Raw genomic sequence first — 14,114 nt, 5'->3', positions numbered from 1 at the left:
ACCTTACTTAACTTATTTTAAAGGAGCTTACTATGACATTATCATCTCAAATTGCAGCAGAACTACTTGATATTCAGGCTGTCTATTTAAAGCCAGAAGAGCCATTTACCTGGGCATCAGGTATTAAATCACCTATCTACACGGATAATCGAATTACTTTGTCATACCCAGAAACACGGACACTTATTGAAAATGGTTTTGTGGAAACTATTCGCGCACATTACCCAGATGTTGAGGTGATTGCTGGAACAGCTACCGCTGGTATTCCACACGGTGCTATCATTGCTGATAAGATGGCCTTACCATTTGCTTACATCCGTAGTAAAGCAAAAGATCACGGAGCTGGTAATCAAGTTGAAGGACGTGTCTTATCTGGTCAAAAAATGGTTATCATTGAGGATTTAATTTCAACAGGCGGGTCGGTACTTGATGCGGCTGCGGCAGCTATTCGTGAAGGAGCTGAAGTTCTAGGAGTTGTGGCTATTTTCACTTACCAATTGCCCAAAGCTACAGTTAGCTTTGAAGAGGCAGGGCTTGATCTGATGACGTTAACAAATTACTCTGAACTCATTAAAGTAGCAAAAGTCAAAGGTTATATTGATGCTGATGGTTTACAACTCTTGAAGAAATTTAAAGAAGATCAAGAAAATTGGCACAAGTAACCAAAATGCAGGGTAATCCTGTTTTTTTGATGGGGGATGTTACAATGAGTTGTGATAGCTTTGATTAAAAGGAGATTATAAAAGGATGGGATATAAAGAACTCTTAAATAGTAATAAGATGCCTTATTTGGAAACGGACCGCTTTATTCATATGAAAGATGACATCTTGTCTGAACGGTATTATTCTAATTATATTGATTACAAGGTTTCGCCACATCTTGAGCAACTAAAAGCGGATTTGAAGTACTTGCGTGATGAACAAGTCAATTACACTCACGCTTATGCCATGCTAAACTTTCCTGAGAATGTTGACTTGAGTGAGGAACTAACTGATTATTTAACAGCCAAAGGATTTCAGTTTTACCGTCATATCATTTTTACCAACCAGTTCAACAATCTCAAACTCAGTCAAAAAGAGATTAGTCCAATAATAATTGAAGAGTTACAGGCCGAAGATTTCTCTGATTATCTAGACTTGAAATATGCACAAAGTTTAACCTACGGGAAAGATTTTGCTGATCAAATGTTAGCATACAATACCTATCACTTGCCTGAAAAAGGCTCCAGAATATATGTAGCTAAAGACGGTGATACCTTAGTGGGTGATGTAACTGCTTGGGAGTATGGCGATTTTCTTGAGATTGATGATTTTAGTTTAGTTGACGGTTATCGTGGCAGGGGAATTGGCTCAGCCTTACAGCGAAAAGCTGCTCAGAATTTTGAAAAACTTATACTCATCTCAGAGGAGGAAAACCGACAAATGTATGAACATCAGGGGTATCAGGAAGTCGCATTTTACTGGAATGCTTTGTATACTGAACATCCTCTCAAAACGAGTAGCTAAGGGAAAAAAGCAGATAAAGTAATAGTGATTTTTCCTTAAATATGGTATAACCTTACATATTAGAGGAGAGAAAAATGTTAACAAAAGAAAATATTAGCAGCGTTCAGGACAAATTTGGTGGTCGTGATTTCCCAAAGTTAGTAGAGGCATTTATTGACATGGGCATGGTCACAAATACGATTAACATTCAAACAGGCTCTGCAGTTTATAGAGATGCTCAAGGTCATCAGCTAGCAATGCCAGCTTACCAAGTCGACTCTATTGCACAAGAAGTTAATAGAGACTACTTTTTGAAACAATTACAAGTACACCAAAAAGGGCAGACTGATTTTCCCACTTTTTGCCAAGATACTGCTGACTCAGGCATTTATAAATGGGATGTTGACTTATTAGCAAAGACCTGTACTTATTATGATTTACATAACCAAATGGTCTATAGTGAACCGATTCCAGTATAAACTGATGATTTAGTAAAAATTTGTCGTCATGAGGCAGTGTAAAAGCAAGCATTAAGTTAGTAGGAGAATACTAAGTGTTAGAATTTAAAGATGCCACAGCAATGGCTGAAGCTGTAAGGACTGGACAAGTTAGTCCAAGAGATTTAGTGTTAGAAACCATTAAGAAAGCAAATCTACTAAACCCAGAACTCAATGCAATAGTTGATACCAGATATGATAAAGCATTAATTGAAGCAGAAACACGAGATTTCAAGGATAAGCCATTTGCCGGTGTTCCCATTTACTTAAAAGACTTAGGGATGGATATGGTGGGTGAATTGGCCGGATCTGGTTCCAAATTATTTAAAAACTATAAGGCAAGTAGCTCGACACATTATGTCCAAGCTTTAGAAGAACTAGGCTTTATTATTTTAGGGCGCTCAAATACCCCGGAGTTTGGGTTTAAAAATATTTCTGATAGCAAAGCTTTTGGTGCAGTTAATCTACCAATGGATAAGTCGCGTAATGCAGGGGGCTCGTCGGGTGGTGCTGCAGCATTAGTTTCTTCAGGGATTAGTCTGTTAGCTCCGGCTAGTGATGGTGGTGGTTCCATTAGAATTCCTGCCTCTTTTAATGGCTTGATTGGCTTGAAAACTAGTCGTGGTCGTATTCCAACAGGACCTAAAACCTATCGCAGTTGGCAGGGAGCTGCCATTCAATTTGCACTGACAAAATCTGTGCGTGATACCAGAAACTTACTATTTCATTTGCAAGCTTGTCAGATAGAGAGCCCATTTTCTCTGCCAATGCTAACAGCTGAACAATTGTTTGATGTTTCCTTACCTGCTATCAAGGTGGCCTATTTGACGAAGCATCCTGATGGTTCAGAGTGTCCATCTGAGGCAAAAAATGCTGTTTTAAGTGCTGTGCAATTCCTTAAAGACCAAGGGCATCAGGTAGTTGAGCTGGACGAGGCACCGCTTGATATGGCGCAAGTGTTTGAGAATTACTATGTCATGAATTCAGTGGAGACGGCGGCCATGTTTGATGAGATTGAAGCCTCACTTGGTCGTCCAATGGAAAAAGAGGACATGGAAACAATGACCTGGGCCATTTACCAAAGTGGTCAGCGCGTGCTTGCTAAGGATTATTCAAGGCTGCTACACGAGTGGGATCATTTCAGTAAAGTGATGGCAGATTTTCATCAGACTTATGATCTGTTGCTGACACCAACGACGATGGATGTCGCGCCAAAACATGGTCAACTTGATCCTGATGCGGTTCTTTTGGAAAAATTGGCAAATGCCGAGAACTATCCAGGTACAGAACAGTTGCAACTTGTGACAGAGATGTTTAAACCAGGCCAGGCTTTAAATCCTTATACTTCTATAGCAAATCTAACTGGTCAACCAGCTATTTCATTACCTAGCCATCAGACAGCATCTGGCTTGCCTATAGGCATTCAATTGCTTGCTGCTAAAGGAAGGGAAGACTTATTGCTACAAGTAGCAGAAATCTTTGAACAAAATGGCAGATTGATACAGTAATCTTATTTTTATATAACATATGCTAAAAGGGAAGGTTATTATAGGATAGCTTCTCTTTTTCTGTAAGCATTGTCATCACTCATTTTAAAGTGACAATGGTATACTAGTTAGTGCATAGGAGAAATATCAGATCACTGAATTTTTTTCAAGTAACAGTAGGGATCGTTTTCTAAATTTATTAAAAATTAGAACCTGTCACCTAAAATATATTAAAGAAAAGGAATCTTATAATGAATAAAAAACTTATTCTAATTCTCTCAGTTTTTGCAAGCTTGCTTGTTTTAGTAGCTTGCTCTTCCAACAGTAAGTCTGGTGAAGGCAATTGGCAATCAATCCAGAAAAAAGGAGAGTTGAGGGTTGCAACATCGGGTACCTTATTCCCACAATCGTTTCATGATAAAAGCAATAATAGCTTAACAGGATATGATGTTGAAATCATGAAAGAAGTTGGAAAACGCCTTGGCTTAAAAGTTAAATTTACTGAAATGGGTGTTGACGGTATGTTAACAGCTTTGAATAGTAATCAAATTGATATTGCTGGATACTCGATTGAAAAAGACAGTAAAAATGCTAAGAAATTCCTTTATACTGATGCACATAAATATTCATTTGGATCGATGATTGTCCGTCAGTCAGATGATTCAGGTATTAAATCACTTGACGATTTAAAAGGTAAAAAAGCAGCTGGCGCTTCAACGACATCTTATATGAAAGTGGCTAAAAAATATGGGGCAGAGCTTGTTATTTATGATAATGTGACAAATGATGTCTATCTTCAAGACGTTGCTAACGGACGTACAGATGTCATCTTAAATGATTTTTATTTACAATCAATGGCTTCAAAAGCATTGCCAAATATTCCTGTAAAAGTTTTGAAAGATGTTTATTATAACCCTTCTGAGTCTAATTTTGCTATTAAATTAGGTAACACAGAATTGCAAAAACACGTTAATGCGACTATCAAAGAAATGAAAAAAGATGGTACCTTAACAAAACTTTCTGAAAAATTCTTTGCAGGAAAAGATGTGTCAAAAGAGAAAAAATATAACTTTAAAAAAGTTGACGTCTCAGATGTTGAGTAAGCAGTGATGGCAGTCACTTTATTCTTACAGGTATTGCTGTGACACAGGTCAACAAGCTATAGTTATAAGATGACAGGCAGTGTTTTAAATTTCTAACGATCTACTGATAAATTGACCTTTGGCTTACTTCCTTATCAAGCAAGAACTAGCTTAGTAGTATTAAGTATGGCATTTCTTATTGTTGATGATTGATAAGGGGGAATACAATTAGTGGTGGATAATTGGTCAATTGAAACGATAGTCTTATTTTTATATAATACATGCTAAAAGGGAAGTCTATTATAGGATAGCTTCTCTTTTTCTGTAAGCAATATCATAGTCCATGTTAAAGTGACCATGGTATACTAATTTTATTAACGAAAAGGAGTCTCTTTCATGAAAAGACACTATGCATTAGTTGGATTAGGACTTGTTGCCATTACTTTAACAGCTTGTTCTTCACAGACATCATCTCAAAGTAGTACTTGGGATAAGATTGAAAAAAAGGACCTTATTACTGTTGGTACTCCCAAAACCTATCAACCCACTTCATACCTTAATGATAAAAATGAATTGGTTGGTTATGAAGTTGATATGATGAAAGAAGTTGCAAAACGTCTTCATATTAAAGTTAAATTTGTTGAAACTGGATTTGACCAAGCCTTCACTTCTGTAGATAGTGGTCGTGTTGACTTAGCAATCAATAACTTTGACATCACAAAGAAACGTACAGCAAAGTATAATATGTCTGAACCTTATAAATATGGGGTTGGTGGCATGATTGTCCGTGCAGATGGTACTTCAGGAATTGCGAAGAAAGACTTAAGTGACTGGAAGGGCAAAAAAGCTGCCGGAGCTGATGGAACTGAGTACATGAAAGTAGCTAAAAAACAAGGTGCTAAACTAGTTACTTATGATAATGTCTCAAATGATGTTTATATCAATGATGTGACAAATGGTCGGACAGACTTTATTCCAAATGATTACCCAGCACAAAAATTATTTGTAGACTTCTTAAAATCAAAAGATCCAAAAATCAATATTAAAATGGCTGACGTACAATACAATCCGACAGATCAAGGTATTGTTATGAGTAAAAAAGATGACAGCCTCCTTAAAGTCATTAATAAGACAATTAAAGCCATGAAAAAAGATGGTAATTTGAAGAAAATTTCTGAAACTTACTATGGGGGTCAAGATTTAACCGTTCCATTTGGAAAAGATAAAAAGGTTCCTGTGATTGACACAAAAGACGTTGATTAGTAGGCAGGGTGAGGTAGTATGATCAATTTAGAATTAATTTGGAAAAGTTTTGGTTACGTTATAGGCGGCCTGCCCTATACCATTGGTATTGCAGCCCTAAGTTTCACAACTGGACTCTTTTTTGGGATATTACTAGCCGTTTTAGGACGCTCTCAAAATAAAGCATTGCAGATATTTGTAAAATCTTATGTCTCTCTGATGCGTGGGATTCCGATGATTGTTGTCCTGTTTATGTTATACTTTGGTCTGCCTTATTATGGTTTACAATTACCTGCTTTATTATGTGCCTATATTGGCTTTAGTTCAGTAAGCTCTGCTTATATTTCTGAAATCTTTCGGTCCTCGATTGAAGCCGTTGATAGCGGTCAATGGGAAGCGGCTCAAGCATTAGGACTATCCAAAAAATCAATTATTAAGAAAATAATTTTGCCACAAGCTATTCGGATAGCCATTCCACCACTTGGAAACGTCGTTGTTGATATGATTAAATCGACCTCACTTGCAGCTATGATTACTGTTCCTGATATCTTTCAGAACGCTAAAATTGTCGGTGGAAGAGAATGGGATTATATGTCAATGTACGTTTTAGTAGCTTTTATTTATTGGCTCTTGTGTTTTGGATTTGAACATTTTCAGAGACATATTGAAGCAAAATTCGTTTATTAAAGCAAAAACCGATTATTCCTCTTGGATTTTTGATTCCAAGAGGTTTTTTCATGAAAATATGGTAAAATATGACTAATACAATTGTAGAAATGAGGGATTTGCCTAATGCATAATTCTGTTTGGCATAACAAAATTAAAGCACAGTTGCCCGAACATTACTTTTCTAAGATTAATCATTTTTTAGATGATGTCTATGGGAAAGGGATTGTTTATCCACCACGAGAAAAGGTCTTTAATGCGTTAATTGCAACGCCATATGAACAAACTAAAGTATTGATTTTAGGTCAAGATCCTTATCATGGCCCCAACCAAGCCCAAGGTTTATCTTTCTCAGTCCCTGAAGAAATTGCTGCACCGCCATCTTTACAAAATATTTTAAAGGAATTAAGGACTGATATTGGTCCTCGTGACCATCATGACTTAAGTCCATGGGCAAAAGAAGGAGTGCTTCTTTTAAATGCCTGTTTAACCGTTCCTGAGCACCAGGCTAACGCACATGCTGGTCAAATATGGGAACCTTTTACAGATGCTGTTATCAGTGTTTTAAATGACAAAGAGAGTCCAGTTGTTTTTATCCTTTGGGGAGGTTATGCAAGGAAAAAGAAAAGATTAATTACTAATCCTATTCATAAAATTATTGAGAGCTCTCATCCAAGTCCCTTATCTTCTTATAGAGGATTTTTTGGCAGTAAACCATTTTCACAGTGTAATCAATTTTTAGTGGAACATGGACAAGACCCAATCAATTGGTTGGCTTAGTTATCAACTTGTATATAAGGAGTAGAGATGTTATTAATTAAAAACGGCAGACTAATTGACCCTAAATCAAATTTTGATAGGCAAGTTGATATTTTGATTGAAGATGATAAAATTGTTGAGATTTCAGCATCTATTGACAGAAAAGATGCTGAAATCATTGATGCGACTGGTTATGTTGTAGCCCCTGGCTTGGTTGATATTCATGTTCACTTCAGAGAACCTGGACAAACACATAAAGAAGATATCCATACGGGCGCACTGGCAGCAGCAGCAGGTGGTGTCACAACAGTTGTCATGATGGCTAATACCAATCCGATTATTTCAACAGTGGAAGTCTTGGAAGAGGTACTGGCTAGTGCAGCTAAGGAAAAGATCTCTATCTACACCAATGCCTCAGTGACGACCAATTTTGATGGCCAAAATCTGACTGACTTTAAAGGTTTGCTTGCTGCTGGAGCAGTATCCTTCTCAGATGATGGAATTCCTTTAGAAAGCTCAAAAGTTTTAAAAGAAGCCTTGGAATTAGCTCGTGATAACAATACCTTTATTGCCTTGCATGAGGAAGATCCAGCATTAAATGGGGTACTTGGTTTTAATGAAACCATTGCTAAAGAGCATTTCCATTTTTGTGGTGCAACTGGTGTTGCAGAGTATAGTATGATTGCCAGAGATGTGATGATTGCCTACGACAGTAAAGCACACGTTCATATCCAACATCTTTCAAAAGCGGAGTCAGTCAAAGTCGTTGAGTTTGCGCAAGCGATTGGTACACATGTCACAGCAGAAGTAGCCCCTCAACATTTCTCAAAAACAGAAGATCTCCTGTTAACAGCGGGAGCTGATGCGAAGATGAATCCGCCTTTACGATTAGAGTCAGATCGTCAAGCTGTCATTGAGGGCTTAAAATCAGGAGTTATTTCCATAATTGCCACTGATCACGCGCCTCATCACCGAGAGGAGAAGACAGTTGACAAAATTTGGGAAGCACCATCAGGCATGACCGGCTTAGAAACCTCGCTGTCACTTGGCTTAACGCACTTGGTTGCTCCAGGACACCTGTCCTTAATAGAATTTTTAGCAAAAATGACTAGTAATCCAGCGTCTTTATATCAATTTGATGCCGGCTATGTTGCTGAGAATGGCCCTGCAGACTTAGTTATCTTTTCTGATAAGGAAAAACGACGTATTACAGAACACTTTGCCTCAAAAGCCAGTAACTCACCATTTGTGGGTGAAGAGCTGTTTGGTAAGGTTAAATACACCATCGCCAAAGGACAAGTCGTCTATCAAGATGACGCATAATAAAAAAGCAGGGCTTAGGGCTCTGCTTCTTATTTATGTTTTTGTTTACTTAAGTTTAATCCCCAAGGAACTAGATTTTCTTCTTTTTGACGAATACGTTTAATATTATCTTTATGACGGTAGATAATGATAAAGGCTAAAAGACAACTCACAAGGATCAAAAAGCCATTATGTTCAGGTAAGAGGAAATGGAGTGACGGGAAAAGGAGGGCGCTGATAACAGCAATTAGCGCAACTGTAATACTTGATAGTGAAATCATGCTAAATAGGTATAAAATAACGACAAATACCAGCACTAAAAATAAGAAGTAGAGTGGCGCATAACCAAGTAAAACACCTGCACTGGTTGCAACTGCCTTACCCCCTTTAAATTTGGCAAATACTGGAAAAGTATGACCCAGGACTGCAAAAAATCCAATGACAAGAGGAGAGACTGCTGAGTAGCCAAATAAAACGGGTAATAAAGTAGCTACTGTTCCTTTTAGAACATCAACTGCCAAAGTGGCTACACCTGCTTTAATCCCTAAAATGCGAAAAGTATTTGTGGTACCAGTATTTCCTGAACCATGTTCCCGAAGATTAACCTTATAGAAACGCTGGCCAATCCATAAGCCTGTAGGAATTGAACCTAGGAAATAGGCAATAATAATTAAGATTAGTAAAGTCATAGCCATATTATACCATAAAGGATAATTGTGCGACTAGATTAAGAAAAAGAAAAAATAACTTTGCAAAATCTGCAAAAAACTTGTAAGATAAGAAAGATGAAAAAATCTGGAGGTCAGTCTTGGCTAAGAAAGAAATAAATATAAATAATTATAATGATGATGCCATTCAAGTTTTAGAAGGCTTGGACGCTGTTAGAAAGCGTCCTGGGATGTATATTGGTTCTACTGATGGTACAGGACTACATCATCTGATTTGGGAAATTGTCGACAATGCGGTCGATGAAGCACTCTCTGGTTTTGGTAATGCCATTAAGGTTACAATCAATAAAGATGGCTCTGTTAGTGTTGAAGATAGTGGTCGTGGGATGCCAACGGGTAAACACGCTATGGGGATACCAACTGTTCAAGTAATTTTTACAGTGCTTCATGCTGGTGGTAAGTTTGGACAAGGTGGTTATAAAACTTCTGGTGGGCTCCATGGAGTTGGCTCTTCTGTTGTTAATGCCTTGTCAGCATGGTTAGAAGTTGACATTACCCGTGATGGTGCTATCTACCGTCAACGCTTTGAGAATGGTGGTAAACCTGTTTCAACGCTGAAAAAAATAGGAACAGCACCAAAATCAAAAACAGGTACAACCGTTACCTTTATGCCTGATGATACCATCTTCTCAACAACAGACTTTAAATTTAATACCATTGCCGAACGTTTGAAAGAATCAGCATTCTTGTTAAAAGATGTGAAGATGACGCTGTCAGACTTACGTGGTGACGAACCAGTAGTGGAAGAGTTCCATTATGAAAATGGTGTCCAGGACTTTGTTGAATACCTAAATGAAGATAAAGAAACACTCACACCCGTAATCTATATTGAAGGACAAGATCAAGAATTCCAGGTTCAGGTTGCTCTTCAATATAACGATGGTTTCTCTGATAATATCTTATCTTTCGTTAATAACGTTCGTACTAAAGATGGTGGTAGTCATGAAACTGGTTTGAAATCAGCTATTACTAAAGTAATGAATGATTATGCTAGAAAAACTAATTTACTGAAAGAAAAAGATAAAAACTTGGAAGGCTCAGATTACCGCGAAGGACTGTCTGTTGTGCTTTCTATTCTTGTTCCGGAGCAACATTTACAATTCGAGGGACAAACCAAGGATAAACTTGGCTCGCCATTAGCTAGACCAGTTGTTGATGGGATTGTCTCAGACAAGCTAACTTACTTTCTGCTGGAAAATGGTGAGCTGGCTTCTAATCTTATCCGCAAAGCCATTAAAGCAAGGGATGCCCGTGAAGCTGCCCGTAAGGCACGTGATGAATCACGTAACGGCAAGAAAAACAAGAAGGACAAGGGCTTACTTTCTGGTAAGCTAACACCTGCTCAGTCTAAAAATCCTAAGAAAAATGAACTCTATTTAGTCGAAGGGAATTCTGCCGGCGGTTCAGCAAAACAAGGTCGTGATCGTAAGTTCCAGGCTATCCTACCTTTACGAGGTAAGGTTTTGAATACTGAAAAAGCGAAAATGGCTGATATTCTTAAAAATGAAGAAATCAACACCATGATTCATACCATTGGCGCTGGAGTTGGCGCAGATTTTTCAATTGAAGATATTAACTATGATAAAATCATCATCATGACCGATGCCGATACCGATGGAGCCCACATCCAGACGCTATTGTTAACCTTCTTTTACCGTTACATGCGTCCGCTTGTCGAGGAAGGCCATGTCTATATTGCCTTGCCACCATTCTATAAAATGTCTAAAGGCAAAGGGAAATCAGAAAAAATTGCCTATGCTTGGACCGATGGCGAATTAGATGATCTTCGTAAAGAATTTGGCAAAGGTGCCATGTTACAACGATACAAAGGACTTGGTGAAATGAATGCTGACCAGCTCTGGGAAACAACCATGGATCCAGAAACAAGAACCTTGATTCGGGTGACTATTGATGACCTAGCGCGTGCAGAGCGCAGAGTATCAGTCCTCATGGGTGATAAAGCAGCACCGCGCCGCCAATGGATTGAAGACAATGTCAAGTTCACCTTAGAAGAGAATACCGTCTTGGATGCTTAATTGTAAGTCGTTCCAATAATTCAAGTTGGACCAACAACCTCTTTTCAAATTTACAGAAAGGAATTGAACAAAGGCTAAATCCTCGGAAAAAAGATAACTCGCGACGGAAATCAGGATTTCCTGCAAGTTCCTATTTTTCAGTCGGATTCTTAACGCCTTTGTATCTTAATATTGAACAAAGGCTAAATCCTCTGTTCAGTATAATCCTTTCAAAATACAATACTCTTTTCAAAACAAAAGAAAGGAATTGAACCCGCCCTAGTTGCGGTGTAAAAAAGATAAATCTCCTAGCTCATCAGAATGAGCTGGCGATTTCCTATTTTTACTTGGCAACTGACGGGCTTGGTATCTTATTTTATGTCTAACATTCAAAATATGTCTTTAGAGGACATTATGGGGGAACGCTTTGGGCGTTATTCCAAATATATTATTCAGGAGCGGGCCCTTCCTGATATTCGGGATGGTCTAAAACCTGTACAACGTCGTATCCTTTATTCAATGAATAAGGATGGTAATACCTTCGAGAAAGGTTATCGTAAATCAGCTAAATCTGTCGGAAATATCATGGGTAACTTTCACCCTCATGGTGACAGTTCTATTTATGATGCCATGGTTCGCATGTCTCAGGATTGGAAAAACCGTGAAATCTTAGTTGAAATGCATGGTAACAATGGTTCCATGGATGGTGACCCACCAGCCGCGATGCGTTATACTGAGGCTCGCCTTTCCGAAATTTCTGGTTATCTTTTACAAGATATTGAGAAAAAAACAGTTCCATTTGCTTGGAACTTTGATGATACTGAAAAAGAACCGACGGTCTTGCCAGCTGCTTTTCCTAACCTTTTGGTTAATGGTGCAACTGGTATCTCTGCAGGTTATGCGACGGATATTCCACCACATAACCTAGCTGAGGTCATAGACGCAGTCGTTTATATGATTGACCATCCTAAAGCATCACTAGACAAGCTGATGGAATTTTTACCAGGACCTGATTTCCCAACAGGAGGAATCATCCAAGGTGCTGACGAAATCAAAAAGGCCTATGAAACTGGTAAAGGTCGCGTTATTGTTCGTTCAAAAACAGTATTTGAAACACTTAAAGGTGGTAAACAACAGATTGTTGTGACCGAAATCCCTTATGAAATTAACAAATCTGTTTTAGTTAAGAAAATTGATGACGTCCGGGTCAACAATAAAGTGCCTGGCATTGTTGAGGTCCGTGATGAATCAGACCGTACAGGACTTCGGATTGCTATTGAACTGAAAAAAGATGCAGATGCTCAAAATGTTTTAAATTACCTTTTGAAATACACTGACTTACAAGTCAACTATAATTTCAATATGGTTGCCATAGACAATTACACACCAAAACAAGTTGGCTTAATTAAAATTCTGTTCTCTTATATTGCCCATCGTAAATCAATTATAATTAAGCGTTCAAAATTTGATAAAGAAAAAGCTGAAAAGAGACTTCACATCGTAGAAGGTTTGATTCTTGTATTATCAATTTTGGATGAAGTGATTGCCCTTATCAGAGCATCTGATAATAAAGCAGATGCTAAAGAAAATCTAAAGATTTCTTATGCTTTTTCTGAAGAGCAAGCAGAAGCCATTGTTACCTTGCAACTCTATCGTTTAACAAATACAGATATTGTTACCCTTCAAAATGAAGAAAAAGAATTGCGTGATTTGATTACAACCTTATCAGCAATTATTGGTAACGAAGCGACAATGTATAACGTCATGAAGCGTGAGTTACGTGATGTTAAGAAAAAATTCGCTAATGCCCGTCGTTCAGAATTACAAATTGAAGCAGAAACAATTGAGATTAATACAGCTAGCTTGATTGTCGAAGAAGATACTTTCGTCAGTGTGACACGTGGCGGTTACCTCAAACGTACTAGTCCACGGTCATATAATGCTTCAAGCATTGATGAAATTGGCAAGCGTGATGATGACCAGTTGATATTTGTTGAGGCAGCTAAAACGACTCAACATCTCTTAATTTTCACCAATCAAGGAAATGTTATCTACAGACCAATTCATGAATTGACCGATATTCGTTGGAAAGAAACTGGTGAGCATTTATCCCAAGCGATAGCTAATTACGCAACTGATGAAGAAGTCCTATATGCTGAAATTGTCGATCAATTTGAACAGGGCACCTATTATTCAGTAACAAAATTAGGCCAAATCAAACGTTTTGAGCGAAAAGACTTGTCGCCATGGCGGACCTATCGTTCAAAATCAACGAAATACGCCAAGTTGAAGAACGATCAAGATTGTGTGGTTACTGTTGCCCCAATTCTGTTTGAAGATATCACATTAGTTTCGCACAATGGTTATGCTCTTCGTTTTTCTTATGAAGAGGTGCCCCTACAAGGGCTTAAATCAACTGGAGTGAAAGCCATGAACTTGAAAAATGACGACTACATAGCGTCTGCTTTCCTAGCACATACCGATTCATTCTTTGTCTTGACCCAACGCGGCAGTTTAAAACGGGTTGCCATGTCTGATATACCGCAAACAAGTCGTGCAAATCGGGGCTTACAAGTGTTGAGAGAATTAAAAAATAAACCGCACCGTGTCTTCTTAGCTGGTAGCGTTAGTGGATCAGCTAAAGCAAGTAGTATTGATTTATTCTCAACACCAGAAGAAAAATCAGAACATGAGACAATCTTGGAAGTGACCTCAAAAACGGGTCAAGTTCAAGATGTAATCTTGCAAAACTTAAACCTATCAGATCGCACAAGTAACGGATCATTTATTTCAGATTCAATTTCTGAACAAGAAGTATTTTCTGCCAGAGTAAAATAAAAAGAGTTTTCTC

At 38.0% G+C, this 14,114-nt stretch carries 12 protein-coding genes; 11 read left to right on the top strand and 1 reads right to left on the bottom strand.

Translation table 11 applies throughout. The features are described 5' to 3' along the window. Positions 1 to 32 precede the first annotated feature (32 nt). From pyrE to ACVRZD_RS01050, 9 genes are all read left to right on the top strand, one after another. Positions 33 to 662 (top strand): orotate phosphoribosyltransferase, encoded by a 630-nt coding sequence (gene pyrE, locus ACVRZD_RS01090; protein WP_037627028.1) that lies wholly within the window; start codon positions 33 to 35, stop codon positions 660 to 662. A gap of 85 nt (positions 663 to 747) precedes the next feature. After that, positions 748 to 1,506, top strand: coding sequence for a GNAT family N-acetyltransferase (locus ACVRZD_RS01085; RefSeq protein WP_037627025.1), 759 nt, complete (start codon positions 748 to 750; stop codon positions 1,504 to 1,506). Between the two features lie 74 nt (positions 1,507 to 1,580). Beyond that, the gene (locus ACVRZD_RS01080; protein WP_037627023.1) at positions 1,581 to 1,964 is read left to right on the top strand and encodes a DUF1398 family protein; all 384 of its coding nucleotides are present in this window, start codon (positions 1,581 to 1,583) and stop codon (positions 1,962 to 1,964) included. 101 nt (positions 1,965 to 2,065) lie between these two features. Beyond that, entirely contained in the window at positions 2,066 to 3,490 is a 1,425-nt protein-coding gene (locus ACVRZD_RS01075) for an amidase (protein WP_447450184.1), read from the top strand. Between the two features lie 230 nt (positions 3,491 to 3,720). Then, a complete protein-coding gene (locus ACVRZD_RS01070) occupies positions 3,721 to 4,572 on the top strand; it encodes a transporter substrate-binding domain-containing protein (protein WP_037627022.1) in 852 nt (283 codons plus the stop codon). A 375-nt stretch (positions 4,573 to 4,947) separates the two neighbouring features. Continuing rightward, the gene (locus tag ACVRZD_RS01065) at positions 4,948 to 5,814 is read left to right on the top strand and encodes a transporter substrate-binding domain-containing protein (protein WP_037627020.1); all 867 of its coding nucleotides are present in this window, start codon (positions 4,948 to 4,950) and stop codon (positions 5,812 to 5,814) included. Positions 5,815 to 5,832: 18 nt separating this feature from the next. Then, on the top strand, positions 5,833 to 6,480 hold the full coding sequence (locus ACVRZD_RS01060) for an amino acid ABC transporter permease (RefSeq protein ID WP_037627018.1): 648 nt from the start codon (positions 5,833 to 5,835) through the stop codon (positions 6,478 to 6,480). Between the two features lie 105 nt (positions 6,481 to 6,585). After that, complete coding sequence (locus ACVRZD_RS01055) at positions 6,586 to 7,239, top strand: uracil-DNA glycosylase (protein WP_447450180.1); 654 nt, start codon at positions 6,586 to 6,588, stop codon at positions 7,237 to 7,239. A gap of 27 nt (positions 7,240 to 7,266) precedes the next feature. Next, positions 7,267 to 8,541, top strand: coding sequence for a dihydroorotase (locus ACVRZD_RS01050; RefSeq protein ID WP_447450179.1), 1,275 nt, complete (start codon positions 7,267 to 7,269; stop codon positions 8,539 to 8,541). A gap of 29 nt (positions 8,542 to 8,570) precedes the next feature. Here the strand turns inward: ACVRZD_RS01050 and plsY are convergent, their stop codons facing one another. Next, entirely contained in the window at positions 8,571 to 9,209 is a 639-nt protein-coding gene (plsY, locus tag ACVRZD_RS01045) for a glycerol-3-phosphate 1-O-acyltransferase PlsY (RefSeq protein WP_037627068.1), read from the bottom strand. Between the two features lie 119 nt (positions 9,210 to 9,328). Here plsY and parE point away from each other — a divergent pair, with 119 nt between their 5' ends. Next, complete coding sequence (gene parE, locus ACVRZD_RS01040) at positions 9,329 to 11,284, top strand: DNA topoisomerase IV subunit B (protein WP_037627014.1); 1,956 nt, start codon at positions 9,329 to 9,331, stop codon at positions 11,282 to 11,284. A 357-nt stretch (positions 11,285 to 11,641) separates the two neighbouring features. After that, on the top strand, positions 11,642 to 14,101 hold the full coding sequence (gene parC / locus ACVRZD_RS01035) for a DNA topoisomerase IV subunit A (protein WP_447450183.1): 2,460 nt from the start codon (positions 11,642 to 11,644) through the stop codon (positions 14,099 to 14,101). The last annotated feature ends 13 nt before the right edge of the window (positions 14,102 to 14,114 follow it).

This window comes from Streptococcus hongkongensis, from assembly GCF_053206145.1.
The sequence above is the reverse complement of the archived record's forward strand: the minus strand, read 5'-3'. Positions and strand labels throughout refer to the sequence as shown.

What these genes read in the sequence shown, in the direction of transcription:
- pyrE (WP_037627028.1), top strand. Translation starts at nt 33, where the DNA reads ATGACATTATCATCTCAAATTGCAGCAGAACTACTTGATATTCAGGCT.
- parC (WP_447450183.1), top strand. Translation starts at nt 11,642, where the DNA reads ATGTCTAACATTCAAAATATGTCTTTAGAGGACATTATGGGGGAACGC.
- ACVRZD_RS01075 (WP_447450184.1), top strand. Translation starts at nt 2,066, where the DNA reads ATGGCTGAAGCTGTAAGGACTGGACAAGTTAGTCCAAGAGATTTAGTG.
- ACVRZD_RS01080 (WP_037627023.1), top strand. Translation starts at nt 1,581, where the DNA reads ATGTTAACAAAAGAAAATATTAGCAGCGTTCAGGACAAATTTGGTGGT.
- ACVRZD_RS01055 (WP_447450180.1), top strand. Translation starts at nt 6,586, where the DNA reads ATGCATAATTCTGTTTGGCATAACAAAATTAAAGCACAGTTGCCCGAA.
- ACVRZD_RS01070 (WP_037627022.1), top strand. Translation starts at nt 3,721, where the DNA reads ATGAATAAAAAACTTATTCTAATTCTCTCAGTTTTTGCAAGCTTGCTT.
- plsY (WP_037627068.1), bottom strand. Translation starts at nt 9,209, where the DNA reads ATGACTTTACTAATCTTAATTATTATTGCCTATTTCCTAGGTTCAATT.
- ACVRZD_RS01060 (WP_037627018.1), top strand. Translation starts at nt 5,833, where the DNA reads ATGATCAATTTAGAATTAATTTGGAAAAGTTTTGGTTACGTTATAGGC.
- ACVRZD_RS01050 (WP_447450179.1), top strand. Translation starts at nt 7,267, where the DNA reads ATGTTATTAATTAAAAACGGCAGACTAATTGACCCTAAATCAAATTTT.
- ACVRZD_RS01085 (WP_037627025.1), top strand. Translation starts at nt 748, where the DNA reads ATGGGATATAAAGAACTCTTAAATAGTAATAAGATGCCTTATTTGGAA.
- ACVRZD_RS01065 (WP_037627020.1), top strand. Translation starts at nt 4,948, where the DNA reads ATGAAAAGACACTATGCATTAGTTGGATTAGGACTTGTTGCCATTACT.